General features: G+C 70.5%; 21 protein-coding genes. 7 read left to right on the top strand and 14 right to left on the bottom strand.

Going from position 1 to position 26,525, the window contains the following annotated elements; all coding sequences use genetic code 11:
• From AB0H82_RS10160 to AB0H82_RS10125, 8 genes are all read right to left on the bottom strand, one after another.
• A partial coding sequence (locus AB0H82_RS10160) for a flavodoxin domain-containing protein (RefSeq protein ID WP_362990809.1) occupies positions 1–167 on the bottom strand: 167 nt, incomplete at its 3' end.
• 86 nt (positions 168–253) lie between these two features.
• On the bottom strand, positions 254–1,249 hold the full coding sequence (locus AB0H82_RS10155) for a class I SAM-dependent methyltransferase (RefSeq protein WP_362990779.1): 996 nt from the start codon (positions 1,247–1,249) through the stop codon (positions 254–256).
• Entirely contained in the window at positions 1,246–2,400 is a 1,155-nt protein-coding gene (locus AB0H82_RS10150) for a DegT/DnrJ/EryC1/StrS aminotransferase family protein (protein WP_362990777.1), read from the bottom strand. Before AB0H82_RS10150 ends, AB0H82_RS10155 begins: the two co-directional genes overlap by 4 nt.
• A 5-nt stretch (positions 2,401–2,405) precedes the next feature.
• Entirely contained in the window at positions 2,406–3,014 is a 609-nt protein-coding gene (locus tag AB0H82_RS10145) for a cupin domain-containing protein (RefSeq protein WP_362990776.1), read from the bottom strand.
• 336 nt (positions 3,015–3,350) lie between these two features.
• The gene (locus tag AB0H82_RS10140; RefSeq protein ID WP_362990774.1) at positions 3,351–4,418 is read right to left on the bottom strand and encodes a type III polyketide synthase; all 1,068 of its coding nucleotides are present in this window, start codon (positions 4,416–4,418) and stop codon (positions 3,351–3,353) included.
• Positions 4,419–6,611: 2,193 nt separating this feature from the next.
• On the bottom strand, positions 6,612–7,352 hold the full coding sequence (locus AB0H82_RS10135) for a class I SAM-dependent methyltransferase (RefSeq protein ID WP_362990772.1): 741 nt from the start codon (positions 7,350–7,352) through the stop codon (positions 6,612–6,614).
• 1,047 nt (positions 7,353–8,399) lie between these two features.
• The gene (locus AB0H82_RS10130; protein WP_362990807.1) at positions 8,400–9,593 is read right to left on the bottom strand and encodes an SRPBCC family protein; all 1,194 of its coding nucleotides are present in this window, start codon (positions 9,591–9,593) and stop codon (positions 8,400–8,402) included.
• 1,186 nt (positions 9,594–10,779) lie between these two features.
• A complete protein-coding gene (locus AB0H82_RS10125; RefSeq protein WP_362990770.1) occupies positions 10,780–11,601 on the bottom strand; it encodes an AfsR/SARP family transcriptional regulator in 822 nt (273 codons plus the stop codon).
• 1,996 nt (positions 11,602–13,597) lie between these two features.
• On the opposite strand from AB0H82_RS10125, the gene AB0H82_RS10120 reads away from it, so the two are divergent.
• Together AB0H82_RS10120 and AB0H82_RS10115 are read left to right on the top strand one after the other, a co-directional pair.
• Positions 13,598–14,248 carry a ScbR family autoregulator-binding transcription factor gene (locus AB0H82_RS10120; protein WP_362990768.1) on the top strand — a complete coding sequence of 217 codons (651 nt, stop codon included), beginning with the start codon at positions 13,598–13,600 and terminating at the stop codon, positions 14,246–14,248.
• A gap of 366 nt (positions 14,249–14,614) precedes the next feature.
• Positions 14,615–15,394: a glucose 1-dehydrogenase gene (locus AB0H82_RS10115; RefSeq protein ID WP_362990766.1), complete on the top strand. Its 780-nt coding sequence runs from the start codon at positions 14,615–14,617 to the stop codon at positions 15,392–15,394.
• A gap of 239 nt (positions 15,395–15,633) precedes the next feature.
• Here AB0H82_RS10115 and AB0H82_RS10110 read toward each other — a convergent pair whose 3' ends face one another.
• On the bottom strand, positions 15,634–16,296 hold the full coding sequence (locus AB0H82_RS10110; protein WP_362990764.1) for a ScbR family autoregulator-binding transcription factor: 663 nt from the start codon (positions 16,294–16,296) through the stop codon (positions 15,634–15,636).
• A 577-nt stretch (positions 16,297–16,873) separates the two neighbouring features.
• Positions 16,874–17,710 (bottom strand): HAD family phosphatase, encoded by an 837-nt coding sequence (locus tag AB0H82_RS10105; protein ID WP_362990762.1) that lies wholly within the window; start codon positions 17,708–17,710, stop codon positions 16,874–16,876.
• A 473-nt stretch (positions 17,711–18,183) separates the two neighbouring features.
• On the opposite strand from AB0H82_RS10105, the gene AB0H82_RS10100 reads away from it, so the two are divergent.
• The 5 genes from AB0H82_RS10100 to AB0H82_RS10080 all read left to right on the top strand — a co-directional run bounded on the left by AB0H82_RS10100 (position 18,184) and on the right by AB0H82_RS10080 (position 23,565).
• Positions 18,184–19,203 carry a ScbA/BarX family gamma-butyrolactone biosynthesis protein gene (locus AB0H82_RS10100; protein WP_362990760.1) on the top strand — a complete coding sequence of 340 codons (1,020 nt, stop codon included), beginning with the start codon at positions 18,184–18,186 and terminating at the stop codon, positions 19,201–19,203.
• A gap of 509 nt (positions 19,204–19,712) precedes the next feature.
• Positions 19,713–20,276, top strand: a complete 564-nt coding sequence (locus AB0H82_RS10095) for an HPP family protein (RefSeq protein WP_362990758.1) — start codon at positions 19,713–19,715, stop codon at positions 20,274–20,276.
• A 221-nt stretch (positions 20,277–20,497) separates the two neighbouring features.
• The gene (locus tag AB0H82_RS10090) at positions 20,498–21,076 is read left to right on the top strand and encodes a carboxymuconolactone decarboxylase family protein (protein ID WP_362990756.1); all 579 of its coding nucleotides are present in this window, start codon (positions 20,498–20,500) and stop codon (positions 21,074–21,076) included.
• Positions 21,073–21,924, top strand: coding sequence for an RNA polymerase sigma-70 factor (locus AB0H82_RS10085; RefSeq protein WP_362990754.1), 852 nt, complete (start codon positions 21,073–21,075; stop codon positions 21,922–21,924). Before AB0H82_RS10090 ends, AB0H82_RS10085 begins: the two co-directional genes overlap by 4 nt.
• 447 nt (positions 21,925–22,371) lie before the next feature.
• On the top strand, positions 22,372–23,565 hold the full coding sequence (locus AB0H82_RS10080; RefSeq protein ID WP_362990805.1) for an alanine--tRNA ligase-related protein: 1,194 nt from the start codon (positions 22,372–22,374) through the stop codon (positions 23,563–23,565).
• A gap of 71 nt (positions 23,566–23,636) precedes the next feature.
• Here AB0H82_RS10080 and AB0H82_RS10075 read toward each other — a convergent pair whose 3' ends face one another.
• Genes AB0H82_RS10075 through AB0H82_RS10060 form a run of 4 tightly spaced genes read right to left on the bottom strand, consistent with a single transcriptional unit; the run spans position 23,637 to position 26,425 of the window.
• Entirely contained in the window at positions 23,637–24,167 is a 531-nt protein-coding gene (locus AB0H82_RS10075; RefSeq protein WP_362990752.1) for a GNAT family N-acetyltransferase, read from the bottom strand.
• Positions 24,168–24,207: 40 nt separating this feature from the next.
• Positions 24,208–24,759, bottom strand: a complete 552-nt coding sequence (locus tag AB0H82_RS10070; protein WP_362990803.1) for a TetR/AcrR family transcriptional regulator — start codon at positions 24,757–24,759, stop codon at positions 24,208–24,210.
• 27 nt (positions 24,760–24,786) lie between these two features.
• Positions 24,787–26,214 carry an amidase gene (locus tag AB0H82_RS10065; RefSeq protein WP_362990750.1) on the bottom strand — a complete coding sequence of 476 codons (1,428 nt, stop codon included), beginning with the start codon at positions 26,212–26,214 and terminating at the stop codon, positions 24,787–24,789.
• Positions 26,201–26,425 (bottom strand): hypothetical protein, encoded by a 225-nt coding sequence (locus AB0H82_RS10060; protein WP_362990749.1) that lies wholly within the window; start codon positions 26,423–26,425, stop codon positions 26,201–26,203. The genes AB0H82_RS10065 and AB0H82_RS10060 overlap by 14 nt, the downstream gene beginning before the upstream one ends.
• Positions 26,426–26,525 lie beyond the last annotated feature (100 nt).

Below are 26,525 nucleotides of genomic sequence, written 5' to 3'. Positions count from 1 at the left end.
ACCCAGGCCGGGTTGGCGTTGATCGCCGCCTCCGGGGCGGTCTCGGCGACCGTGCGCAGCCGCACGCTCGCACCGGCCTTCTCCGCGCCCTCGGCGATGGCCTGGGCCAGGGCGTGCACGGTGCCGGTGGCGCTGTAGTAGATGACGGCGACGTTCACAGGTTCCACGGCGGTTTCCTTCGGTTGGGGCGTGTTCACGTGCGCGTTGCTGTGCGGGTTCACATGCGCGGGTGCGCGGGTGCGGGGGGTGCGGGCTAGCGGGCGATGACCAAGGTGGCGGGCGGTGCGGCGTGGAAGGAGACGTCGCTGAAGCCGGCCTTGGTGAGCCAGGCGTGGTAGTCGGCGCGCCGCCAGGTGCCGCCCTGCTTGGACTTCAGGAGCATTTCGGAGGCGAACAGCAGCGGGAAGGCCGGGCCTGCCCGGTCGTCGTCGACGACGTAGTCGACCACCAGCAGGGCGCCGCCGGGCTTGAGGGCGTCCTTGAGGCGGGTGAACACGGCGATGTTGTCCTCGGGGCCCTCTTGGTGGGCGATGTGCGAGTAGAGCGCGATGTCGTAGGTGCCGGTGCCGAAGTCGGTGGTGTGGAAGTCACCGTCGATGCAGGTGAACCGGTCGGCCAGGCCGCGTTCGGCCAGCAGTCGGCGGGCGATGGCGTTGATGGGTTCCCAGTCCAGCTGGGTGGCGCGGGCGGCGGGGTTGCGCTCCAGCCAGGTGGCGGAGTAGATGCCGGAGCCGCCGCCCACGTCCAGGATGGAGATCTCCCCGGCCCGCTCCAGCTGGAGCACGTCGGCGGCGACGGCGGCCGCGGGCACCGACTGGGCGGCGATGGCGGGCACCACCTGGCCCCAGTGCGGGTTGTCGGCCACCTCCACCGCGGCGTCGGTGACCGGGCCGCCGGCGCGCACCACCTCGGGCAGCGCGGTCAGGTTGCCCATGTGGGTCAGCTTGAGGCGGGCCAGCGCGCTCAGGTCGGCGGGCCGGCCCGCGACCAGGTACTGGGAGGCGGCGGCGGTGTTGCGGTAGCGGCCGCCGGCCAGGTCGATGAGGCCGACGCTGACCAGGCCGTCCAGCAGGGTCTGGGCGCCGCGTTCGCTGATCTGGGCGCGCCGGGCGAGCTGGGCGGCGCTGTCGGCGCCGGCCTCCAGGTGGGTGAACAGGTCGTGGGCGGCGGCGGCGCCCAGGATGCCGGTGGACCAGTAGCCGTTGATCAGCCGCAGGATGGTGTCCGGGCTGGGCTGGTTGTCGCTCATGCGGTTCCTCCCCGGCCCGCGGGGGCCGCGTGGGTTCGAAGTGCGCTGCGCAGGACGGTGACGACGTGCTCGACCTGGTCGGCGGTGAGCTCGGCGTGCATGGGGATGGCCAGATGGCGGGCGAACAGGTCGGCCGAGACGGGGCAGGTCTGCTTGGTGGCGAAGACCGGCTGCAGGTGGCTGGCCCAGGTGCCGTGGCCGCAGCCGATGCCCTGGCCGCGCAGGTCGGCCGCGAGCGCGGCCCGGTCCACCCGCGCATCCAGGGCCACCAGGTAGGACTGCCAGGCGTGGGTGCGGTCGGCGGGCACCTGGGGCAGGCTCAGCAGCTCCTCGCCGGCCAGCAGTTCGCCGTACTGGGCGGCGACCTGGGTGCGCCGGGCCAGCAGTTCCTCGATCCGGCCGAGCTGCACCTGCAGGATCGCCGCGGCGATGTCGGAGAGTTTGAAGTTGTAGCCGACCTCGGTGAACTCCGGGATGGGCAGGCCCACGATCTTGGACTGGTCGAAGATGCTGCCGATGCCGAAGGAGGAACGCAGCCGGGCATCGGCGGTGATGGCCGCGTCGGCGGCCAGCAGGGCGCCGCCCTCGCCGCAGCTGGCGCCCTTGCGGCCGTGGAAGGACAGGCAGGAGACGGGGGCCAGCGCGCCGGCCGGGCGGCCCTGGTAGGTGGCGCCGACCGCGCAGGCGGCGTCCTCGATGAGGAACAGGCCGTGCCGCTGGGCCAGCGCGCCCAGTTCGCGGTAGTCGGCGGGCAGCCCCACGGTGTCCACCGCGATGATGCCGGCGGTGCGCGGGGTGATGAGGTCGGCGACCGCCTGCACGTCCACGGTGTGGGTGTCGGGGCGCACGTCGGCGAAGACGGGCACCGCGTCCAGGTAGCGCACCGCGTGGGCGGGGGCGGGGAAGGTGTAGTCGGCGACGATGACCTCGTCGCCGCTTTGCACGCCCAGCGCCATCAGCGCCAGGTGCAGGGCGGCCCCGCAGTTGCTGACGGCGACCGCGTCCATGGCGTAGCGCTCGGCGAGCTGGGCCTCCAGGGCCTTGCCCCGGGGCCCTTGGCCGGCCGGCCAGCCCGAGGCGAACACCTCGGCGACGGCGGCCAGTTCCTGTTCACCCAGGCTGGCATGGACCAGGGGGACGGCTGTGTTCACGGCGCTCACTTCTCACTCTCCCCACCAGCAGCAGCGGCGGCGGTGGTGCCGGCGGCAGCGGCGGGGGCGGTGGTGGCAGGGGCGGGGCCGGTGCCGGCGGGGGGCTGGTAGCGCAAGGGGGTGAGTTCCTCGACGTCGTAGCGTTTGCGCATCTCCTCCACCGCGGCGGGATCCACCGTGGTGCCGCGCGCCCAGATCTCGGCGATCTCCTCGAAGTAGTGCTCGTGATCGGGCGAGGGATAGCTCTGGAAGAGCATCTTGACCGGTTTGTCGGTGGCGTTGCGAAACGCGTGCGGGGTGCCGGGCGGCACGAACATGCAGCCGCCCTCGGCGGCCCGGATGACCCGCTCACCGCTGGCGGAGCGCCAGTGGTGCCAGGTGTCCCGGGTCCGCTCGGTCGGCTCGAAACACATCAGGTCCAGCTCGCCCTCCAGGACGTAGAAGAACTCCTGGGACTCGTGGTGGACATGCGCGCCGACATCGAAGCCGGGCGGCACGACCACCTCGAAGACGGAGATGGACGAGCCCTGCGCCTGGGTGGCCTTGAAGGTCACTTCCTGCGCCGGAGTGATCAGCTTGCGCCCCTGGCCGGGCGGAACGATCAGGCCAGTCATATGGTGGGTTTCCTTCTTCTCGTACTTCTCGTACGGACCTCTCACCTGCCGCCACGCGACCGCCACCGCCCCGCCCCGACACGACGCGGGCGTGCGGGCACGCCGGTACGCGGCCGGACACCGCACCGCCGGAACGACAGGCGGGCGGGCCCGGCTGCCTGCAGGCGGAACCAGGGCACCGCGCCGCGGATACGGCGTGCGGGTGCACCGGCCGGTGGGCGGGCGGACACCGCGGATGCGGCGGGCGGGCCTGCCGGCGGGCACCGCAGCGGGCGGGTACCACTCCGCCGGAACGGCGGACGGGCGGGCGCCGCGGGTGCGGCGGGCGGGCGGGTGTCAGCCGGCGGCGGGCGGGGTGTCGCTGCTCCAGCGGCCCAGCGCCATCTCGGCGGTGATGCCCGGCCCGAAACCGGCGATCAGTCCGGTGGCGTCGGGCATCGGGGTGTCCTCTTCGAACAGGCGCAGCGCGGCGTCCAGGACGACGGCGCTGGCGATGTTGCCGTACTCGGTCAGCGTCGCCCAGCTGTGGCGGAACACCTTGCGGTCCACGTCCAGGAACTTGGCCAGGTCGTTGAGGATGCGCGGGCCGCCGGCGTGGACGATGTAGAAGTCGAGGTTGGAGGCGTCCCAGCGGTGCCCGGCGGCGAACTCCCGCAGCACCGGCGCCAGCGGCTCCATGGTGCCCGGCACCCGCCGGTCCAGCTGGAAGTGGAAGCCGGTGTCACGCACCGCGTAGGAGATCCAGTCCTCGGTGTGCGGGATGAGGTAGGAGGAGTTGGTCTCCAGCTCGATGCCGGTGCCGCCGGTGCCGCGCACCACCGCGGCCGCGACCGCGTCGCCGAACAGGCCGTCCGAGAGGAGCGAGCCGATGTCGTCCATGTCGGGCTGGTAGCACAGGGAGCACAGCTCGCAGGAGACGATCAGGACGTTGCTGCCGGGGTGGGCCAGGCAGAAGTCGTGGGCCCGGTTGATGGCGGCGCCGCCGGCCGCGCAGCCCAGCTGGGCGATGGGGATCTGGCGGGTGTCGGAGCGAAAGCCCAGCTGGTTGATGAGCCAGGCGGTCAGCGAGGGCATGAGGAACCCGGTGCACGACACGTAGATGATCGCGTCGATGTCCCGGGCCCGGACGCCGGCGTTGGCCAGCGCCTCCTCGACGACTTCGGGGGTGCGCTTTTTCGATTCGGCCTCGTAGATGCGGTTGCGTTCGGTCAGGCCCGGGTGTTTGAGGGTCTGCTCGATGGGCTGCACGATATGCCGCTTCTGCACCCCCGTGTTGCGGATCAGGCGCAGTGCCAGGGGAAGCTGCGGCTTTCCGGCATGGACCCGCTCGGCGAATTCCAGCGTCTCTTCCGCCGTGATGACGTATTCCGGCACACGCACTGACGGCTTGCATAGCCTCGGCATATCGGGAATCCACTTTCTCTAGAGTCTGCCTTCTGCACGTGAAGAAGCTTGGTGCGCGCTCCCGGTGCCGCCCGGTCGGGCGACGGCAAGGGCAGCTGTGACGGCCTGGACCGTGCCGCCTTCGCCGGCCCCGGACCCCGCCCTCCCCACCAGCCAGGAAGACCGCGCCCGGCCACCGGGGAAGGCGGCACGAGAGGAACAGCCAGGCCCCGACGGGGGCCCGCATACGACCGGCCCCCGGCCCCCGGCCCCCGGCCCCCGGGCTCCGGACCCCGGGCCCTGGGCCCTGGGCCCTGGGCCCTGGGCCCTGGGGGCCGGTTAACGGGCCGGGCCCGCGGGCCGGCATCCGGCTGGGCCCGCGGGGCCGAGTACGGCCGGGCCTGGGGGGGCCGGCATACCGCCCGGGGCCCGGTCCCGGCCTGGCCACCCCGGGGCGGCTGGAGGGGGCACGGCTCCCGGCCGCAGCGGCACGGGCTACGGCTGGACGGGGCATCGGGCCGGGTACGGATCGGCGGGGTATGGGGTCGGTATGGATCGGCGGGGTACGCGGTGACGAGGGGGCGGAGTACGGGGTACCGCTGGGCGCAGCATGGCTTACGGCCCGGCGGGCAGAGCTGCGGCCGCCGGGGGCGGCTTGACGGATTGCGGCCGGGGCCGGCCGCCGAGCGGTGGCCGCTTGCGGCGTGACCGCGTACGGCCGACGGCGGGACACCGGCACCAGGTGGCTGCCGCCCACGGTTTGCGGCGGGACCGCCTGCGACTGCCGCTGGCCACTGGCCGGTAGCCGCCCACGACCTGCGGCATGAGCGCTGATACTGGCCGCCGGGCGGCGGCCGCTCCCGGCCTGCAACGCGACCGCTTACGGCCAGGCGTTGGGCCGTGGCCGCTCCCGGCTTGCGGCGCGACCGCTTACGGCCCGGCGTTGGGCGGATTGCGCCAGGGGGCCTGAAGGGGACCGACGGCGTGCGGCGGGAGGCCGACGGGGTAGAGCGGGTGGCGCGCGACAGCCGGCGGGCGGGGACGTGCGACGCACGGCCCACCGCACTACCGGGACCGGCCGGACAACGGCCCGCCCACGCACGGAAGTCGGTCCGGTCCTGCCCCCAATGGGCTGCAGTGAACGGGGCGTTGCACGGCAGGGCGGACCAAAGACTGCAGGCTGCGCACAGCATGCTGCGGGCTTCGGCTCGACCTCGGGCCGTGCACGGCGCACCGCCAGCTGCGTACGGCGCGCTGCGGCTTCGGGCCGGAGGAGAACCCCTCCCCTCCCCCGCCGCCTTTCTCCACTGCCCGCGCCGGGGCCCCTGCCCGGACCGGCCGGGCCGGCCCGCCGACGGAAAGAGGGGGACGGCGGACAGCGCCGGGCGCACCGCCCCACCCCCGCCGCCCACCGACCCGCGGGGGGAGTGAACCCGTCAACGCCCTTGGAAATTGAGCCCGGTTACGCGCGTCCACTGCCGGGCCCCGCCGCCCCGCTCTCCCCGACGCATGGATTCCGTACCGGATTACCGCAAAAAAGAGGCAGGAATCCCCGGCGCGGACCCGCACGCCGGGGACGCCGGGCGTCACGGCATACGGGTAGCGAAATACGTGGGGGAAGAACGAGGCCACAAGGGGCATCAATCCGGCATGGCCCGCACAGGGGGCGGCGGATACGACACTCGACCCACCGCCTCAGAAACGGCTTTGGGCAGGGAAGTCGTGCGGAAATAGTGACACGGATGGTGTCCGCACACCAAGGGACTCCGAAAGTGACGTAGGTCACCACACGGGGGGTCGTGTGCGGCCCCCCGCGGGCCGCCGGCCGGCCGGCACCCGCGGAGCCTGCACCTCCGCATCTGCCGCCCCGCCCAGGCCAGTTGCCCACCGCAGAACGGGAGCCGGGGCAGGCCCCGGGACCGGGAAGGTCCCGGAGCGGCGGCTGGAGGGGGTGGCGGCCCGGGGGGGGCTGGGGGCCCCGGAGCCTGCGGGCCCGTCCGGAGCCCCCCCCCGGGGCTCAACGCCGCCCGCACGCCAGGGCATTGTGGCTGTCGCGGCCCACGGCGCCAGCCCCGAGGCTCGCCACCGCCACCGCCACCGCCCGGGCCCGGGGTGGGCACCCGCCGGGGGAAGGGTCCCCGGCCGGGCCGAGGGACGTGCAGGGCCGGCCCGGCCCGGCCCGGGGTTGCCTGCCCGGCTTGGCGCGGCGGGCCTTTACGGTTTGCGGGTGACCCAGAGCAGTTCCGCCGGCCAGCGGTGTGCCCACTCGGGCGGGTCGGTCTCGTTGTAGCCGTTGGGGGTTCCGGGCCCGGGCCGCGGCTCGATGAGGTCATCGATGATCAGACCCGCGCCGCGCAGGACCCTGACCCAGCCGCCGTAGGTGAGCTGATAGCTGGAGGCGCCGTCGCCTTCGGCGACGGTGTGCCGCCCGAAGTAGTCTTGCTGCAGCGTCGTGGACACGCGGCGGGCGGCTTCGTCGTAACACGCCTCGAACCACGGACTGGCCACGTTGAACACCAGGCGCCCGCCCGGCGCCAGGACGCGTGCCGCCTGCGGGACGGCCAGGCGCGCAGGCGCCCAGCTGAGCCCGCCGAAGTCGCAGAACACCAGGTCGAAACTGCCCGCGGCAAAGGGAAGTTGTTCAGCAGCGCCCTGCACCAGCGGGTAGCGGGCCGCCCCCATCGCGGCGGCGGCCGCGGCGAGCTGGGCTTCGGACACATCGAGCCCGACCACGCGGGCGCCCTCGGCGGCCAGCGCCCTGGACCACTGGCCGGCGCCGCAGCCCAGTTCCAGGACACGCCGGCCGCTGACCTCGCCCAGGGCGTGCAGGTGCGCGTCGGGAATGGAATACATGCCCCACAGCCGCGGCGCGGCCCCGATCCGCGGGCCGTGCGCCTGCTGGTAGGCGCCGCTGATCCGGTTCCACAGCCGCCGGTTGGCGGGAATGCTCTCCACCCGCCGACTCCAGCACCCCCCACCGGGAGCGGTCAACACAATTAGCACACCAGCCGGCCCCACCCCATCTACGCCCCCCGGCCCCCGGCCCCAGCCCCCAGCCCCCAGCCCCCAGCCCCCAGCCCCCAGCCCACGATCCGCCGGCCGGGCCCCGGGCCGGACCCCGGCCAGGCGGGCAGCGCACCTACCGGCCCGGGGCACCGCCTAAGACCTACAGACCTGCAAGCCCCCCCCGGGGGAGCCGCGCCGTCACCTGCCGCGGGCGGCGCGGCCCGGGCAGGGCAGCCGGGGCCGAACCCGAACCAAATCAGGGCCAGACGGGGCCCGGATGGAGCAGGACGGGACGGAGTCCGGGCGGAACAGGGCCAGGCAAGGCCCGGGCGAGGCAACGCCCGGACGGGCCAGGGCCAGGCGGGATGGGCGGAGCAGGACGGGGCAGGGCCCGGTGGGACCCCGGGGCGGGCGGAGCAGGACGGGCGGGGCCCGGTGGGGTGGAGCAGGGCCGGGCGGAGCCCCGGGGTGGGCCTAGCGGGACGGGGCGGGACCTGGGGAGGAGGGCGGTGCGGGGGTGGGTCACCGGGGCACGGGTGGCCGATTCGGCGTGGCGGCGGGCCAGTTGCAGGGCCTGCCGGCTGCCGCGGCCGAGTCCGGCACACGCCTGACGGCGGGCCCCGGCCAGCACCGTCCCGCCACCCAGCACCTGCTCGACCCTGTCCTCACGCACCGCCGTGCCGCGGACAGGCGAGGCGCCCGCCCGCCCGCAGACACGGCGCCCGGTGACCGGCCCCACACCCGCCCGCTGCGCGCGGGCACCGATACGAGCAGGCTCACCACGGCGCCACCCTCCCCTCCCCCTGCCCGAACACCTAGAACGGCCCGCCCACCACGCCGCACCCTCCCCCTTGCTCCCCCGCTCCCACGTCCGAGCAGGCTCCCGCACCTCCGCAGCCGGTGGCGGGGACGAGGGCGGCGCCGGCCGGGGCCGGGCCGCACGGACGGATTCATCCGGCACCGCCCGAAGCGACAGGCCCCCGCCGGGGGGCCTGGTCACAGGACGCGGATGGCCGACTCGGCGTGGCGGCGGGCCAGCTGCAGGGTCTGCCGGCTGTCACGGCCGAGCTCGGCACGCACCTGACGGCGGGCCTCGGCCAGCGTCGTCCCGGCACCCAAAACCTGCTCGACCCTGTCCTCCCGCAAGATCACATGATGCTGGGCGACCACCGTCACCCCCCTCTCATCGGGCAGGACCGACCACTCACCGCAGTGCGCGGCCAGCAACGGGCGCGGCACCGTGGCCTTGTGCACGATGCGCCCGGCATGCGGAAAACAGATACGGATACCCGCCACCGTCACCCCCACCCCAGCACCAGGACCACAACCCAGCCCGGCCGAGACAGGACCGTCGGGGGCAGGATCGTCGGGGGCAGGACCGGGGCCACCCAAACCCGTGCGAGGACTGTCGGGGGCGGTGTGAGGGCTGCCGGGGGCAGGACCGTCGGGGGCAGGACCAGGGCCACCAAAATCCGTGCGAGGGCCGTCGAGACCCGCGCGAGGACTGTCGAGCCTGGTGCGAGGGCTGTCGGGGGCGGTGTGAGGACTGCCGGGGGCGGTGAGGTCCAGGGCGACTTTCTGGATACCGGCCTGGGGCACCTCCACCACAGCCCGGCGCACATGCGGCAGCTGGCCCGGCCAGTCCGCCACGTCATAGAGGAAGTCATAGACCAGCTCGGGCGGCCCCTTGACCCGTACCGTCTCGGCGAAGGAAAGCGCCAGCTGCTCCAGCCGCGCCCACCGCTCGGCCACGAACTGCAGACTGCGCAGCGCCGAACGGCTGTTGTCCGCGGTCACCTCCCCCAGCCACACCGCATCCTGAGGCCGCTCACGCGCCGCGGTGAACTCATGCTCCAGCGTCAGCCGGCAACGCCCGCCCTCCAGCGCCCGCACACTCCACCGGCCCGTCATCGAGGTGGCCGGCGCCATCAACGGCCCCTGCCGAAAAGTGATACAGCGCCCCACAGCATCCTGCACCCGGTGAGAAATCCACGAAGCGACCTGCCCATCGGCCAGCGACCACACCCGCAGCCGCTCATTGACACCATCGAAGTCCAGACGCTGCGCATACACCGTGCGCGGCAGAAAAAGCGGCCACCGCTCAGGATCCGCGATCAACGCATAGACAACCGGCGCGGGCGCAGCCACCTCAGCAGTATGCGTCAACCGGTGAACACACTCGCCGGGCACCAAAACCCCCCTCTCCCACCACCACTACACCCACATCCTGACCCGCCACTCCCCCACCCCACCCCACAGCGAAGACCGGACGAGCGGACGGGCCGGAGCACGCTGCCCCCGGCCGTCACAGCACCGCACCCCGCCACATCCCGCCACTCCCGCCATACAAGCAGCGCCCCGCCAAACGTGCGGTCCCCGGCCGTACCTGCCCTGCGTGCGGTGCCCCACCGCATCCCGCCGCACATGCGATGTCCTGCCGTCCGTGCGGTGCCCCGCCGCGTCCTGCCCTGCGTGCGGTGCCCCGCCGCGTCCTGCCCTGCATGCGATGTCCCGCCGCGCCAGCCCTACATGCCATGTCCCGCCGTCCGTGCGGTGCCCGGCCGCTCCTGCCCTGCGTGCGGTGTCCCGCCGCATCCCAACATGGGCGCGGTGCCGGCACCGGCCGGACGGAAAGCAGCCGCACACAGCCCAGCCGGACACGAATACGAACACGTGCGCGCATGACGTGCCAGGCAGCCAACGGCACAGACCGGCACACAGAACAAGAACCGGCCAACGAAACACCGGCCCCCTCCACCCCGCCCCGGGACGGGCACCCCGAAAGACCGCACCCTTAGCCCCGCCCAGGAAAGAGACCCGCTGCACCCAGGGTGACCCCACCCGCTCGACACAAGCCCGCGCACGACTCGAGCCCACCCACCCCCAGCACACAAACCCCCGCACACTCAAAACCCCAGCACCACAAGACACACCACACCACCAGCCCCCGCACACCACCAGGCCCACCGCACTGCCAGGCCCACCGCACCGCGGGGCGGCACCGCGGTACGGGGCGCACCATGAGCGCACCGCACCGCCGGGTGCACCGCACCGCCGGGTGCACCGCGGTACGGGGTACACCCGGCGGTGCCGGTGGCACTGCGAGGCGCACCCACTCCGGAGTCCACCGCTCCGCGAGGCCCACCGCTCCGCGAGGCGTACTGCGGTGCGGGATGCACCCGGCGGTGCCGGTGGCACCGCGGGGCACGCCCGCTCCGGGGTGCACCACGCGGTGCGGGTGCATTGGGTGCGGGTGGCCCGGTGGGCGGTGGTGCACCCGCACCGCGGCGCGGTGGTGCGGGGGGGGGTGGTGCATTTGCACCCGCACCGCGGTGCGGTGGTGGCGGATGGCACCGCGGTGCGGGGGGTGGGGGGGTCAGGCGGCGTAGAGGTCGAAGGTCGAACTGCGCCGCGGGCCGGCCACCACATCCAGCTGCGGATCAACGGCCAGCATGGCCTGGTGCAGCCGCTGCACCTGCGGCGAGGGCTCCACCCCCAGCCCCTCGATCATCCGGATCCGCAGCTTGCGGTAGATCTCCAGCGCCGACGCCTGCCGCCCCGACCGGTACAACGCCACCATCGCCTGCGAATGCAGCCCCTCATGCTGGGGATAACGGGCAGTCAGCTCGGTCAGCTCGGCAATCAGCTCGGAATGCCGGCCCAGCCGCAGATCCGCATCGATACGCCGCTCCACCGTCCCCAGCCGCGACTCCTCCAGACGCAGCACCTCGATCTCCAGGATCGGCCCGACCCGCACATCCACCAGCGCCGGCTCCCGCCACAGCGCCAGCGCCCGCCGGAACCGGTCGGCCGCGGTGACATCATCCCCGTCCTCGAAAGCAGCACGGCCCTCACCCGCCAGCCGCTCATACTGATGCACATCCACACTCTCGGCCGGTATCTGCATCAGATAACCGCCATGCCGGGTCGCCAGCACCTCCTTGGCCGTACCAGGAGCATCCGGACCCAGCGCCGTCCCCAGATGCCGGCGCAACTGCAGAATATACGTCTGCAACGTCGTCAGCGCACTCTGCGGCGGGGCCGTGCCCCACAACTCCTCCATCAGCGTCGGGACAGGCAGCACCTGACCCGGGTAGAGGGCAAAAAGGGACAGAATCTGCCGCGGCTTACCCGCCGTCGGAACAATCGATCCCCCGTTGACCTCGGCGCTCAACGGACCCAGAACCTGAATCTTCATGGGACTCCTCCGTACATCGTCGAGTTCCTGCACCAGACCGCACCCACAGCACCACAGCACTCAAAGAACCACGCCACCCACCCCCAACCCCCCACCCCCACACAGCACATGACCACACATCAGACCACCCCCACACCCCCCACCCCACACCACCAACCCACCCCACCGGATGAAACCCACACCACCAACCAGCAAACCCTCCCCCGCCCCCACACCAGAACCAGACCCGCAACCAGACCCAGCCCCGTGACCAGACCCAGACCCGAACCAACCACCCCGACACACAGGACACGCGCCGGACCCCGCACCCAGGGGCAGCACACACGACACAGACACCACACCCCCCGGCTCACCGCCCTACACCCGGCCGACACCACCCAGAACAACCCAGACCCTCAACAACAGCACCACCAACCAACAACACAGTCAGACCCAAAAACACGGCCAGACTCAAAAACCCGGACAACCCGCCAAACCCGCACAACACGAGAACCCTCAACCATGCGCAGAACTCCCAGGAACCCGGAAACCCTGCACAGCACCAGACACCCGAACAGCGCCGGCCTGACCAGCACGCGCGACGCCAGCACCCCCAGGAACCCGAACGGCACCAGACACCTGAACAGCACGAAAGGCCCGACCAGCACGCGCGCCGTAAGCGCCCCCAGGAACCCGCACGACACGAGACACCCCAGCCACACAGGGAACATGAGGGCCTTGGGAAACCTGCACGGCACGAGACACCCGAGCCGCACAGCGAACATGAAGGGCCCGGGAAACCCGAACGGGGCCAGAAACCTGCGCCACCCAGGGAACTTCAAAACCCTGCGAAGCCCGCACGGCACAAGACGCCCGACCAGCACACAGGACACGAGCACCCCGAGAAACCCGAGCGGCACGACAAGACACCTGCGCCATACAGGAGGCAACAGGAGCCTGTGAGACCCGCACGGCACGACAGACCCGACCAGCACGCGCGACGCGAGCACCCCAAGGAGCCCGAACGGCACGACGAGACACCCGAGCCGCACAGGGAACATGCGGGAACCGGCAAGCCTGCACGGCACGCGATGTCCGATCCGCACAAGCACCTTCAGAGACCCGGACAACCTGCACGCCACGAGACACCCCAGCCGCACAGGGAACGTGCCGGAACCGGGAAACCCGAATGCCACGACAGGCCCGGGCAACGCGGGAGCCACCCAAGGCCCGACGAGACCCGAGGGCCTGAGAGGCCCGCAACGCCACCGCAGCACAAGAGACACGAAAGACACGAGACCTAAAGACCCGGCCCGTACAGAACCCGCCAAAAGCACAGGGGCCGGCGGACCGGACAGACCACCCCAAACACCCCAGCCCCCCACACATCCCCACCAACCCGCCCCACACCCCGATGCCCACCCACATCCCCCCGACGACACCGCCCGCGGCAGCAAACCCCACCACACCCCCGATTCAAATAGATCCCCCCACCCCTGTCAATACAAAACCGCGCAGCTGGTTTCTACCCCCACCACACCCCACCCCAAGCCACCACCCACCACCCCCCAACCCACACTCCAGGAAGAAACCGGCACACGAACGGCGTCCACAGACCTCAACAACTGTTCCGAACCCCAACACACGCCAGGCGGCACGTGGCCCAACCCGGCTCGACTGCCGACCCAACCCACCCGCCCCAGAAAAAACCGCATGCACGGTTTCTTAAGCAGCCCCCACCCACTCCACCCCCGACAGATACCTCCGCCCCCGACCCAGCGACACCCCGAACGGAATCCTCAACTCACCCCCGTCTTCCGGCCAACGCGCCGACGCCGCCCCATCGCCCGCACCCGGGAAGCTGTCGAGGTAGCCACCCGTCCCACCCCAACCCATCGGCAAGCGGAACGCGTCACGCATCGGTCACCCCACAACCCGGCGTGCACCACCCCTGGAGATCAAACCGTCAAGTTGGTTTTATACGCCGACGGGAAACCATTCTTGACGGGAGTCACCAGTGAGCAAGCAGGAACGGGCCACCCGTACCCGCAACGCCCTCATCCTCTCCGCCGCCAACCTCTTCGACCAACACGGCTACACCCGCACCAGCTTGGAAGAGATCAGCAACCGTGCCGGCGTCAGCCGTGGCGCCCTGCACTTCCACTTCCCCAACAAGGCAGCCCTTGCCGACGCCATCGAGCACACCGCTGCCCGCACCCTCCATCACACCGCCCACCCCACACCCCCCGCCAAGGTGAGCGCCCTGCAGCACCTCATGGACCTCACCCACCGCATGATCCACCTCCTCCACCACGACATCACCGTCCGCGCCGCGTTCCGCCTCACCCACGACCCCGGCCCTCGCACCCACGACCTCCGCCACCAATGGCACACCTACATCCATCAACTCACCACCCAGGCAGCCCGAGAACACGCCCTGACCCCCCAGACGACCCCCGAAGCCCTTACCACCACCATCACCGCCACCACGACCGGCCTCGAAATCCTCACCCGCACCAATCCCCACATACTCACCCCCGCCCCCCTCACTCACTTCTGGCGGCTCCTGCTCCCCACCATCGCCCACCCCCACACACTTCCCACCCTCCATCCCAACGGCAGCCCCGCGCCCGCCAATACCCTCAACACCCCCACCACCCTCAATTAGCAGCCCCACATAACCGCCGTCCCTCGACAGGGCACACCCGCGCCAACCGCTGGACGGGCCCGGAAACGGAGGCCAGGGAACGGGAGAGCGAGCAGAGCCTGTCAGCCTTGCGAAAACTGCGGGCGCTACAGGTACTGCGAGTACAGCGGGTACTGCGGGTACGCGGGTACTGCGAGCCGCGGCGGAGACCTAGGCCGGTTGCCCCGGTGCATCCCCTCCGCCCGCACCACCAGCCGCCTCATCAGCAAGTAGTCAAGATCCAGCAATGCGACCTCTGTTATCGAACAGGCACGCTAGGCTACCGGCAGGTCGTCACGCCTCGGCGGGAACGGCGTTGCAGCGGCATGCGCCGCCCGAGGCAAGGAGATGCACCAGATGACGCAGGGTCAGGGTTCGCTCGCGGGGAAGGTCGCCCTTATCACCGGGGCGAGCAGTGGGATCGGCGCCGCGGCGGCCCGGGTGTTCACGCGGGAGGGCGCACAGGTGGTGCTCATATCCCGGCGGGAGGACCGACTTCAGACCCTGGTCAAGGAGTTGCACAACGAGGGGGCACAGGCTTCCTACTGCGTCGCGGACGTGCAGGTCGCCGCCGACATGCGGCGTGCCGTGGGCTTCGCGGTGGAGACCTACGGGCAACTGGACGTCGCGTTCAACAACGCGGGAGCAGCTGCCGAGAAGAGCCCGCTGCACCTGATGGACGACGCGGCCTACGACCTCATCATGGACACCAACGTCCGCGGAGTGTGGAACTGCCTGCGCCCCGAGATCGGCGCGATGCTGGAGAGCGGCGGCGGAGCAATCGTGAACACGAGCAGCGTGGCCGGCCTGGTCGCGACCTCGGTCGCGGCCCCTTACATCGCTTCCAAGCACGCTGTGGTCGGCCTGACCAAGGTCGCCGCGGTCGAGTACGCACCCAGCAACATCCGCGTCAACGCCATCGCTCCGGGCCTCGCCCGCTCGGAAATGGTCGAGGACTGGTTCGCCCGCTTCCCCGGACAGGAGGCCAAGAGCAAAGCCTCCTCCCCGCAGAACCGCATGGCCGAACCCGAGGAGATCGCGGAGGCCGCCGCCTGGCTGTGCAGCGACCGCGCCTCGTTCGTCACGGGCGCCACCCTGCCCGTCGACGGCGGCGCCACCGCCTGGTAGCACACCGCCCGGCCAACCAGGCACTCGGGCGAGGCCGCGCCCCAGCGAACGTAGCGCGGGTTCTACCTGAAGCGTGAGCCTGCGGCCTGAAACTGAAGCAAACGCAGACCCAGTCGCGGCCCCAGTTGCGGTCTCAGTCGCTGACGCCGACACGACGCTGATACGGCTGGCCTGAGCAACGCCGGTGTGAAGCAAGCTCAGGCTCAGCCTAAAGCCAGGTAAGTACGGGTTGACCGACGTCAGTTGGTCGAGGGGACCAGCATGGGCTGGGGGACGGACACCGCCTGTGCGTACAGGCGCGCTCCCCGGTCAGGCGCGAGGTCGAGACGGGCCAGGACCGCGGGCACCGTGATCGCCGGTATCACGTGGTCGTAGAGCACCGAGATGCGCCGTTCGACGTCCGCCAGCCCACTCTCGAGCTGAGAGAAGAGCTGCACCCCGTGAAAACAGCTGACGATGAGCTCCGCGGTCTGCCGGGGCACCACGTGGGAAAGGATCTCCCCGCGGTCCTTCGCCTCGGCGAGCGTCTGCGCGGACAGCTCGATCCAGGCCGGCCAGGCACTGCCGTAGTGCTCCCGGCCCTGTGGGTCGGAAGAGAGCACCGCACCCGCTCGTACCACCGGATCACGCGGCAGTCGGTGCGCGAGCAACAGCCCCGCATCCACCCACTCCTGGACCTTGAGATCCTGCGGCGGTCCCGCGTAGGCGACCTGCGCCTGCAGCACCCCGCGCGCCAAGGCCTCCTTGGAGTCGAAGTGGAAGTACAACGCGCCCTTGGTGACCCCGGCCTCCTGGAGGATGTCCGACACCGTGGCCGCCGAATATCCATGCTCGGCAAAGACCGTCGCAGCCGCTTCCAGTACTGCGCGGCGGGTTCTGACAGCACGCTCCTGCTGCGCCACGTGACCTCCCCTGCACTCGTGCCCGTATCGGGTATGCAGCGGACCCGAAAAAGAAACCGTCGTGGAGGTACCTTACCCACAACCCCACCTGCGGACTCGGCCGGGGATCTTTCCCCACCGTCCTCCCCCGCTTCACCCGTCCGACAAAACGACACTCAACCCACCAAGGTGGCCTCTTCGCAAGCACAACTCACGCCAAACGTCGCCTCCCCACCCACACACCGTTCACGGGCCCCGGCACATCGGGGTGACACGGCAAGGAGGTGGGGCCCATGGGCAGTTGAAGGAACGAGGCGTATATCAGTGAGGCCGAAGAGGATGAGCGCCATTCGCGCCATGCGGGGCACGGCCAATGGCCGGTATCGCACCAGCAGGCCGCAGGCCAGCCCCGTTCGCGATGTGGCGGGCGGCCCGCCAGGATGGGCTGCCGGCTGCAGGCAGGCCGCAAATCCGTGGGCCGTGACATTGCGCGTCACGGCCCACGGATTACGGCTCATAGGTCACGGCCTCGCGGGCTCATCGGACGCGTGCAGCTTGACGCGCCGCGTACGCCACTCAAGCCCTCCGCATACGCTCGTCAGCTCTGCCCAGCACGCTCGTCCGGCCAGTTGCGTCCGGCCGCCGCCTCGGCGTCCACCTTGCGCAGGAGCTCCTCGTCGATCTCGTCCAGCGATCGGACCACGTGGCGCACGCCGACCTGCTCCATCAACGGCCGCTGGTACCCGTGCTCGTAGTCGCTGGGGTGCCCGATGAACGCCACGCCGAGCTCGCGCGCCGTCTGCGCCACCCGTGCCACATCGTCGATGAAGAGCACCTGGTCGAAACGGAGCTTGAACACATCCTCGGTGATCTCCCGGATCCCCGGACGGAAATCATTGGTGCACACATACACTGGTTCGTCGAAATACTCCGCCAAATCCCCCAGATGACGGTCGAAGTGCGTACGCTCCAATCCGCCATAACACACCGTACGCACGCCGAACGACCGCAGCCTTTCCATCAACCGGTGCGCACCCTCCAGCACCCGCACCGGATGCTCCAGGAGATAGCGCTCCCGCTCCTCGAAATACGCGGCCAGCAAGTCCTCCGCGGTGCCTCCCAATACGTCCGCCGCCGCCTGCGCCGCCACAAGCTGCGACTGCGACAACAACGCCTGCTCCAGCCCCGCTCCGTACTGTCCGCCCCGCGACTCCACCAAGCGGCGGATCACCGGGCCGAAACTGTCATTCAGCAACACCCCGTCAATATTCACCGCCACCAGGCTCAGGTGCGCCAACCCCTCGCGGCGTCCCCCCTCATGAACGCGCGAATCCGGGCCGATCACATCAGCCTCGACCAGATCCGACTCGACCGAACCAACACCAGACGAACTCTCATGACCCACCACGCCAACCCCCACAATCTGACGATGCACAACGAACTCGTACAAGCCCAACCGGGCGTACCCCGCCGCGATTTGACGCCCAGATCTGACACCGAGATTTGACCTTGGGTCAACCCAGTAGCCACCCCCAGCCAGGGGCCCCAGCCTCACCCGCCCAACCAGCAAGCAAGCAAGGGAGCAAGGAAGGAAGCAGCCGATCAGTCCCACCGGAGCAGGCCGGACCGAACCGTGCTCCGATCGACGCGAAAGCATAACAAGGGAACCGGACTGCCGGTTTTCCGTGGATAAACGGACGGAATAATTCCTCTTTCGCGGAAAACCTCAACCCACCTCCCACCAGGAACGTAACTCGCCAACACTACTCAGCGTCACAGAAACTCGAATCCCCAGGAGACCCATTTACCCTGCGTACGACTCATGTAATCACCACCGACCCTTGAAAAGGAAACCGGTGGGTATGTATGTTATGGCGTCACTTTCATTCACCTCCGGGGGAGAGGTTCATGAGCAGCAGTCTCGTCATGCCCGAGTCGAAAGACGCCCAGGGCAACCGCAACACCCACACCGCCCGCACCGACGGTTCGCCGGCCCAACTACCCCGGCTCACCACGACCGTTCCCGCGGAATACGTCCACCGCGCCGCCCTCGCCGAAGTCTTCCTCACCGACTGCGAGAAAACCGGTGAGAGCACCTTTGTCCTCACCGGCCAGTGGCCCCGCGCCCACACCTTCTTCACCACGTCGGACGGACGCCACCACGATCATCTCCTGGCCTGCGAGACCCTCCGCCAGACCGGCATCTACCTGGCTCACGCCGAGTTCGGCGTACCTCTGGGCCACAACTTCGTCATGCAGGACATGACCGTCACCACCCATCCGGAGCACCTGACCATCGGCACCACCCCCACCAATCTGACCCTCAACACGACGCTCACCCGCGTTCGTCGCAGCCCCAACTTCACCATCAGTCTCACCATCACCAACCAGCACCACCACACCATCGCCACCGGGTACGGCCACTTCACCTGCATATCCCCGGCCGCCTACCAGCGTCTGCGCACCGCCAACCCCACCAACTCCCAGTCCACCAACCCCACTGACCACACCCTCGAAGCCCTAGAACACACCCCCATTCACCAAGACCCCACCACTTACGGCCGCGTCCACACCCGCGACCTCGTGCTCGCCCCCACCCACGAGCCGCATCGGTACCGCCTCAACCCCGACCCCACCCACCCCATCCTCTTCGACCACGACGGTGACCACATTCCCGGCATGGTCCTCATCGAGGCGGCCCGCCAAGCCACCCACCCCCACCCCCCGACCACTCATCTCACGCACAGCCACACCGAGTGGCACCACTACGTCGAACTCAACGCCCCCTGCCACATCACCACCACTCCCCCCACCACCACGATCACCCCCACCGGTCACACCACCACGCAGACTGTCACCAGTCACCAGAACGGCCACCTCACCCACACCACGACCCTCACTCACACCACCACCCACACGCCCACGTAAGCCAGCAGCAGCAACACTCCCCCCACCCCTTCACGGGCCCATCAGCGCAGCACAGCACGGGAACACCGACGGATCCCGCCACGCCGACGGCCGCGCCGATGGCTATGCCGCGGTTGCCGGCCCGTGCTCAGCCCGCCCAGGTTCCAGCTCAGTCCGCTCGCCCGCTCAGTCCGCCCACCTCCCTGCCCTCAACCTGAGCACGCCTCAGGCCTCACCAGGGATGCCCACCTGCACGCATGCAGGCGCCGAAATGGCCGCGCCTGCTGCCAGTCGGCTGACCTCCCGTCAGCGAGTGGGCGGCTGAGCGGGCTCATCCGCTCCCGACGACCCTGACCTGCGGCGACAAGTCACCGCCCCATAGAATCCGGGGCGAGTACGCGGATATCCCGACCCCGGACCGCCGCCGGTGCCCACGTCCCTGCCGACCCCGAGGGAAACCGGGCCGACTCCTGCCCGCCTGCCCTGCCGTCCGGGTCTCCCGCCGGCCCAGCCCCCGGAACACCACTGTCTTGAGCACCAAAACAGTCACTGAAGCAGCCACCGCCGTACAGCCGTCCTCGGCCACCCGGTCACGCATCCGCGCCCGTCTCGCCGGGCGCGCGCCCGCCCCGCCGCCGCCGGGTACCGCGCTGCACAACGTCAGCGTCGCCACCGCCGTCCTCCTGGCCCTGGTGGCCATAGGCTCCCTCATCCACGAGCCCGTGCTCATACCCCCGATCGCCGCGTCCGCCGCGATCATTCACGGTGCGCCGAGGCTGCCGCTGGCCCAGCCACGCAGCGTGATCGCCGGGCATCTGCTGTGCGCCGCCGTCGGATATGCGGTCGTCGCCGCCTCCGGCAGCTCTCCGTGGGCGGCGGCCACGGCAGCCGGGATCAGCTTGGCCGTGATGACAGTGGCTCGTACGCCGCACTCCCCCGCGTGCGCGACCGCCGTCGTCATCGTCCTCAATACCCCGCGACCCGCGACCTTCGTGCCTCTCCTCGCAGGTTCCGCCGCTCTCCTCGTCCTTGTGGGCTGGGCCGCCTCGTGCGCCCGCCCCAGCGCGCCGCGCTACCCCGCCTACTGGTGGTGAGCCCGGTGATGGGCCGGGCCGTCGGTCGGCCGGTCGGCCGCGGATGTGTCACACACGCGGGCCGAGTGGTGTCTCCATGGCGAAGAGACAGACAGAGAGCCCGACAGCCCGTCAGTCGGCCAGGCAGACAGGTCAGCCCGCCAAGCAGCGGCAGTCGACCAGCCAAGCCAAGCAGCCGGGCATCGGGTATCGGGCATACGCATGAGGAGACTGAGAGCATCATGGCGCTACGCATGACGAAGGCCGAGCTTCCCACCGAGCTCAAGGAGAACATGATCAAGCAGCTCGGTGCCGTGCCCGAGCCCGTCGAGGTGGTGTGGCACAGTCCGGCGGTGGCCGCGGACAGCTTGGACTTCGCCGGCAAGGTCGACGCTTGGGACGCGGTCGACGAGAGCCTCAAGACGTTCGTGCACATGGCCGTCGCCGCGCAGGTGGGCTGCGGCTGGTGCCTCGATGTCAACTACTTCCGGGCGCTGAACGAGAAGCTGGACATGGCCAAGGCGAGTCAGGTGCCGCGCTGGCGGGAGTCGGACGCGTTCACACCGTTGGAGCGGGATGTCCTGGAGTACGCCGAGGCCATGACGGCCACGCCGACGACTGTCACCGACGAACTGCACGCGAGCCTGCTCGACCGGCTCGGCGCGGCGGCGATGGTCGAACTCACCGCCTACGTCGCCTTCAGCAACATGTCGACCAGGAACAACACGGCACACGGGATCACCTCGCAGGGCTTCTCCGACGCCTGTGAGATCCCGCTGGCCGCGCGCCCTGAGCGGTCCGGCGCCGCGTCGACGGTATGAGCGGGGACCCGTTCGTCGCCCACCGCAGCCTGCTGTTCACGGTCGCCTACGAGATGCTCGGCTCCGCGGCCGACGCGGAGGACGTGCTGCAGGACTCCTGGTTGCGCTGGGCCGACGTCGACCAGGAGCGGGTGAGCGACCCGCGGGCGTACCTCGTCAGGATCGTCACGCGGCAGGCGCTCAACCGTATGCGTACGCTGTCGCGCCGCCGCGAGGACTACGTGGGCGAGTGGCTGCCGGAGCCGTTGCTGACCAGTCCGGATGTCGCCGAGGACGTCGAGCTCGCGGAGAGCGTCTCCATCGCGATGCTCACCGTGCTGGAGACGCTCGGGCCGACGGAGCGGGCGGTGTTCGTGCTCCGTGAGGTCTTCGACATGCCGTACGGGGAGATCGCCGAGGCCGTCGGCAAGTCCGCGGCCGCCGTACGGCAGACGGCCCGGCGGGCCCGCGAGCACGTGGCGGCCCGTCGGCCGCGGATGGAGGTGAGCCGGTCCGAGCAGCAGGCCGTCGTGGAGCGGTTCCTGGCCGCGCTGCGCACCGGGCAGGTCAAGGAGCTGATGGAGGTCATGGCTCCGGATGTGGTGCTGGTCGCGGATGGCGGTGGGCTCGCGGCGGCCGCTCGCGTTCCGGTCCGCGGGGCCGAACTGGTCGCGAACGCGCTCGCGCGCCCGGACCGGGTGGTGTCGACCGTGACGCTCAACGGTGCGCCCGCAGGCCTCACCGAGGTCGACGGCCGGGTGGCCGCGGTGAGCTTCGTGGTGGAGAACGGGCGGATCGCCCGGATCTACGCGGTGGCGAATCCGCTGAAGCTGACACGCTTGGACCAGCCGGCGGAGCTCGCCAGGTAGGCCGAGCCGAGCCCTCAGGCCGAGCCCCGCCCCCGCCCGCCCGCCGGCGTCGCGCGGCGGGCGGGGTGGGGTGGGGTGGGCGGCTGCCTGCCACGTGTGTGGCGGGCAGTCCCACACTCGTCAGCCCCACCCACGTAGCAGCCCCACATCCCCCACACCGACCGCGTGTCGAGCTCCTCGCGGAAAATCATGTGACCCGGCGGCCCGGGCTCGCTATCGTCGGCTGCATGAACGTCACCGGCCAAGGCCACACCGCGACCGCGCGAGCGACCAGCTCGCCGGTTGCCGCCGCCTGACGTCTTTCGTTCATTCCATCGGCGACCGGAAACGGCCCGCCGATGTTCCTGTGGCTCCTGGCTCTCTCGCCGGCTCCCTCGCCACGATCCGACGACCGCGCGGACCCGTTGTCCGGTGCCTCCCCGCTCGTACACGCGAAGGAGCCACCTCATAAACACCGACTCGGTAATAAGCACGTTCGTCGAGTACTTCCAGGAGCGCGGCCATCACCGGATCACCGGGTCGACTCTGCTGCCGCCGCCCGGGGATTCCGTCCTGTTCACCACTTCGGGCATGCACTCCCTCGTCCCGTACCTGGAGGGGCGCCCGCACCCCCTCGGCAGCCGACTCGTCAATGTGCAGCGCTGTCTGCGCACCACGGACCTCGAAGAAGTCGGCGATCCCACCCATCTGACCGTCTTCGAAATGCTCGGCACCTGGTCGCTCGGCGACTACGAAGGGCCGCAGAGTCTCCGGTGGGGATACGAGCTGCTCACCGAGGGCCTCGGCATCGCTCCCCGCATGATGCACGCCACGGTCTTCGGCGGCGACGACCGCACCGGCCTGGACACCGCTTCCCTGGAGGTGTGGGAGGAACTCGGGGTTCCGGTGGAGTTGACCGTGGAGGACAACTGGTGGTCCAACGGACCGACCGGCCCGTGCGGTCCTGATTCCGAGATCTTCCTCTGGACCGGCGACGCCCCGCCGCGGTCGACACCCACGCACGACGACCGTTGGGTGGAGGTGTGGAACCACGTCACTATGCGCTACCGCAAGCTTGACGACGGTTCACTCGTGCCGCTCCCCCAGCGGAATGTCGACACGGGGCTCGGCCTGGAGCGGCTGGTCTCGTTGCTGCAGGGAAAATCGTCGGTGTTCGAGTGCGATGTCTTCGCTCCCTGGCGTCTGCTCGTTCCGGGGTTGTGGCAGCTCGACGAACCGTCACTGCGGATCGTCTGCGACCATCTGCGTTCGGCCGTGGTGGTGATCGGCGACGGGGTGCGCCCGAGCAACACCGGTCGCGGCTACGTGCTGCGACGCCTGGTCCGGCGCCTGCTCACCGTGGTGTGGCGTGACGATCCCACGCGCGGGCTCGGCGACCTGCCGGGCGATCTGATCCAGCACACTCTGGACCACTTCCACCAGGACGTGGATCCCGTCGACGTACGCGTCGTCCTGCTCGACGAGGAGCGCCGGTTCCGTCGGCTGCTGGAGCGCGGGCAGCGGATCCTGGCCCGGCCCCGCTTCCAAGGGCCGCTCGACGAGGAGGACTTGCACTATCTCCACGACACGCACGGCCTGCCGCGCGACCTCATCCTGAGCCTGCGCCCGGAGGGACGAGGGCCTGAAGCCTTGAGGGTGTGAGGGTGTGAGGGCTTGAAGACCTGCGGGCCTGCGGGCCCGACCGCGCTGCTGCTGGTCCGGCCGCCCCAATCTCAACGCCTCAGCAGGCCGCCCACCCACCAGTCGTGCGGGTTGCCGTCGTTGGCGATGGCGCGGTTCCTCAGGGTTCCTTCGACGGTGAAGCCCAGCTTCTCGGCGATGGCGCGCGACCCGGTATTGCCGACCATGGCCCACCACTCGATGCGGTGGACATCGAGTGTGGCCCATCCCCAGTCGCAGAGCGCTCGCGCGGCCTCGACCGAATAGCCGTGGCCGCGCTGCTCCTTGACGGCCCAGTAGCCGAGTTCGAAGACGCCCCGGCTCATCCGGGTCAGGCAGTACGTGCCGACGAACGTGCCGCTGCCCTTGAGGAACGCACCAAGGGTGTAGTCCTTGTCCGTGGCCCAGCCCGCGGGCCACTCCTCGCCGACGCTCTTCTCGGCGTGCTCACGCCGGTACGGCACCGGAACCGGCGTGTAGTACTGAATGTCCTCGTCCTGGCAGGCGTCATACACCGCGTCCACGTCGTGGGGCGTGAAGGCCCGCAGCACCAGACGGTCGGTCTCAAGAGTCACCGGATCCATTGCGGCAGTATGAACATCTCCCGCCGACGGCGGCCAGCGATTATCCCGTAACGGTGTGGAGCACTTCGGCCACCAGTCGGCGGGCGTACGCGGCGTCATGGCCGGTCGGCCGGAAGAGGATGCGGTACATCACCGGGGCGACGACGTGGTCCAGGACGGTCTCGACGTCGGGGGCGGCCTCCCCGCGGTCGGTCGCGCGCGCCAGGATGACGTCGATCTGCTCGGCCGCGTAGGCGGAGCACTGCCCCGCGTTGCTGCCGTCGGGGTCACCGAGCAGCGCGTCGCGGATGTAGGCCCGGCCCGCGGAGGACGACATCTCGTCGAGGAACTGTTCCGCCCAGGCTTCGAGGTCGGATGTCAGGTCCCCTCGGTCCTCCGGCGGCGCCTCGGGGCGCAGGCGCTCGACCGCCACGTCCGACAGGAGCGCCTGCAGGTCCCCCCAGCGGCGGTAGATCGTCGAGGGGGTGACTTCGGCGCGGGCGGCGATCAGCGGCACCGTCAGTGTGTCGCGGCCCACCTCGGCCGCGAGCTCGCGCACGGCGGTGTGCACCGCTTCCTGTACTCGGGCGCTGCGCCCACCCGGGCGCGTCATCGGCTTACGACTACTCACGTCATCACCTTAAAGCGAATCCTCCACGTGGCTGGACGTGTGTGCCGATCGGGCCGCGACTGCACACTGCGCGGGGACTGTCTGCTCGTAGGCGTGCCCCACCCGCAGGAGCATGGCCTCGGTGAGCGGGCGGCCGAGGAGTTGCATGCCGATGGGCATGCCCGCACGGTCACGGCCGACCGGCACGGACAGCGCCGGTATGCCGGTGATGTCGGCCGGGGCGGAGAGGCGTACATACGCGTCGGAGACGCTCTCCGAAGTGCCGTCGGCCCATGTGATGGTCTCCTGCTCCGAGCGCACCGCGGTCGCGGGAACGGTCGGTGCGGCGACCACGTCGACCTCGTCCAGCATGCTCAGCCAGGCCTGGCGCATGAGAGTGCGGGCTCGTTGGGCGCGCAGGTAGTCGCCGGCGGGCATGAGCGCGCCGGCTTCCAGGAGGATCCGGACGTCGGCGCCGTACTGTCCTGGGTCCGAGCGCAGAGTCCGCTCGTGGTAGGCGGTGGCTTCCGGGACCATCAGGCCCCATTGCGTGGCCTGGACGTAGCGGGTCATCGGGATTTCGACCTCGACGAGAGTCGCGCCGAAGGTTGCGAGTTGGGTGACGGCGGCTCGTACGGCGGCCTCGACCTCGGGGTCGACGTGGTCGAAGTAGTAGTTCCGGGGGACTCCGACCCGCAGCCCTGTCAGGTCCGCGCCCGGGGGCGGGCGGTAGTCCACGGGAGGCACGGAGAGGCTGGCGGGGTCGCGCGGGTCGTGTCCGGCGAGGACGGACATCGCCAGGGCCGCGTCCTCGACGGTACGGGTCAGGGGGCCGACGTGGTCCAGCGTCCAGGACAGGGACGTCACACCGTGCCGGGGAACGAGGCCGTACGTGGGTTTGAGGCCGACGACACCGTTCAGTGCGGCCGGCACGCGGATCGACCCGCCCGTGTCGGTCCCCAGGGCGAAGGTCGCCGCGCCCGCCGCCACGGCGACGGCCGAACCGCCGCTGGAGCCGCCGGCCACCCGTTCCGGGTCCCAGGCGTTGTTGGTCTGCGGCGTGGTCAGTCCGTAGGCGAACTCGTGGGTGTGAGTCTTGCCCACCAAGGCGGTGCCGGCCGCAGCCAGGCGCGCCGCGACCGTACTGTCGGCGTCCGCCCGGTGGTCCGCCCGGACCCGGGAGCTGGCGGTGGTCGCCACACCGGCGACATCGATCAGGTCCTTCAGCGCCACGGGGATTCCGTGCAAGGGGCCCTTCAACTGCCCGGCGGCGACCGCATGTTCAGCATCACGTGCCGCTCTACGTGCCCGCTCCGCCGTCACCGTGACGTATGCCTGGAAGCGGGGTTCCGTCCGCTCGATCCGGTTCAGCACCGAGTCGACGAGTTCCACGGGTGAGAGTCGACGCGCCCGAATCTCGTCCGCGGCAGCGGCGAGGGACAGCTCATACGGCTGCATGGCGGTTCTCCTCCGCGGTGTGGTGGGCCGGCGGGAGCGCGGACGGCGGGGTGTCCGCGAAGTCCAGTTCGCGGAGGACGGCGACGACGGAGTGGATGTGGTTCGCCGTGGCGGCGACGGCCTGGTGCCGATCGGCTGCCAGCGGGAGGCCGTCTCGCGCTGCCCATCGGGCGGCCTCAGACGGTGTGAGTTCTTCGGTGGGGGTGGGCATGGAATCCCTTCCGTGTCGTGGGAGTAAGGAGGAGGTCCGGTGTCGCCTCCGCCACCCCTGGAAGCCAAAAGCCAGAAGTTAAAAGCTAAGTGTTTGCGTT

Origin of the sequence: Streptomyces sp. NPDC050732 (assembly GCF_040654255.1) — a bacterium.
In the GTDB taxonomy this organism is placed as follows: domain Bacteria; phylum Actinomycetota; class Actinomycetes; order Streptomycetales; family Streptomycetaceae; genus Streptomyces.
This window is presented reverse-complemented; position numbering and strand designations above follow the sequence as displayed.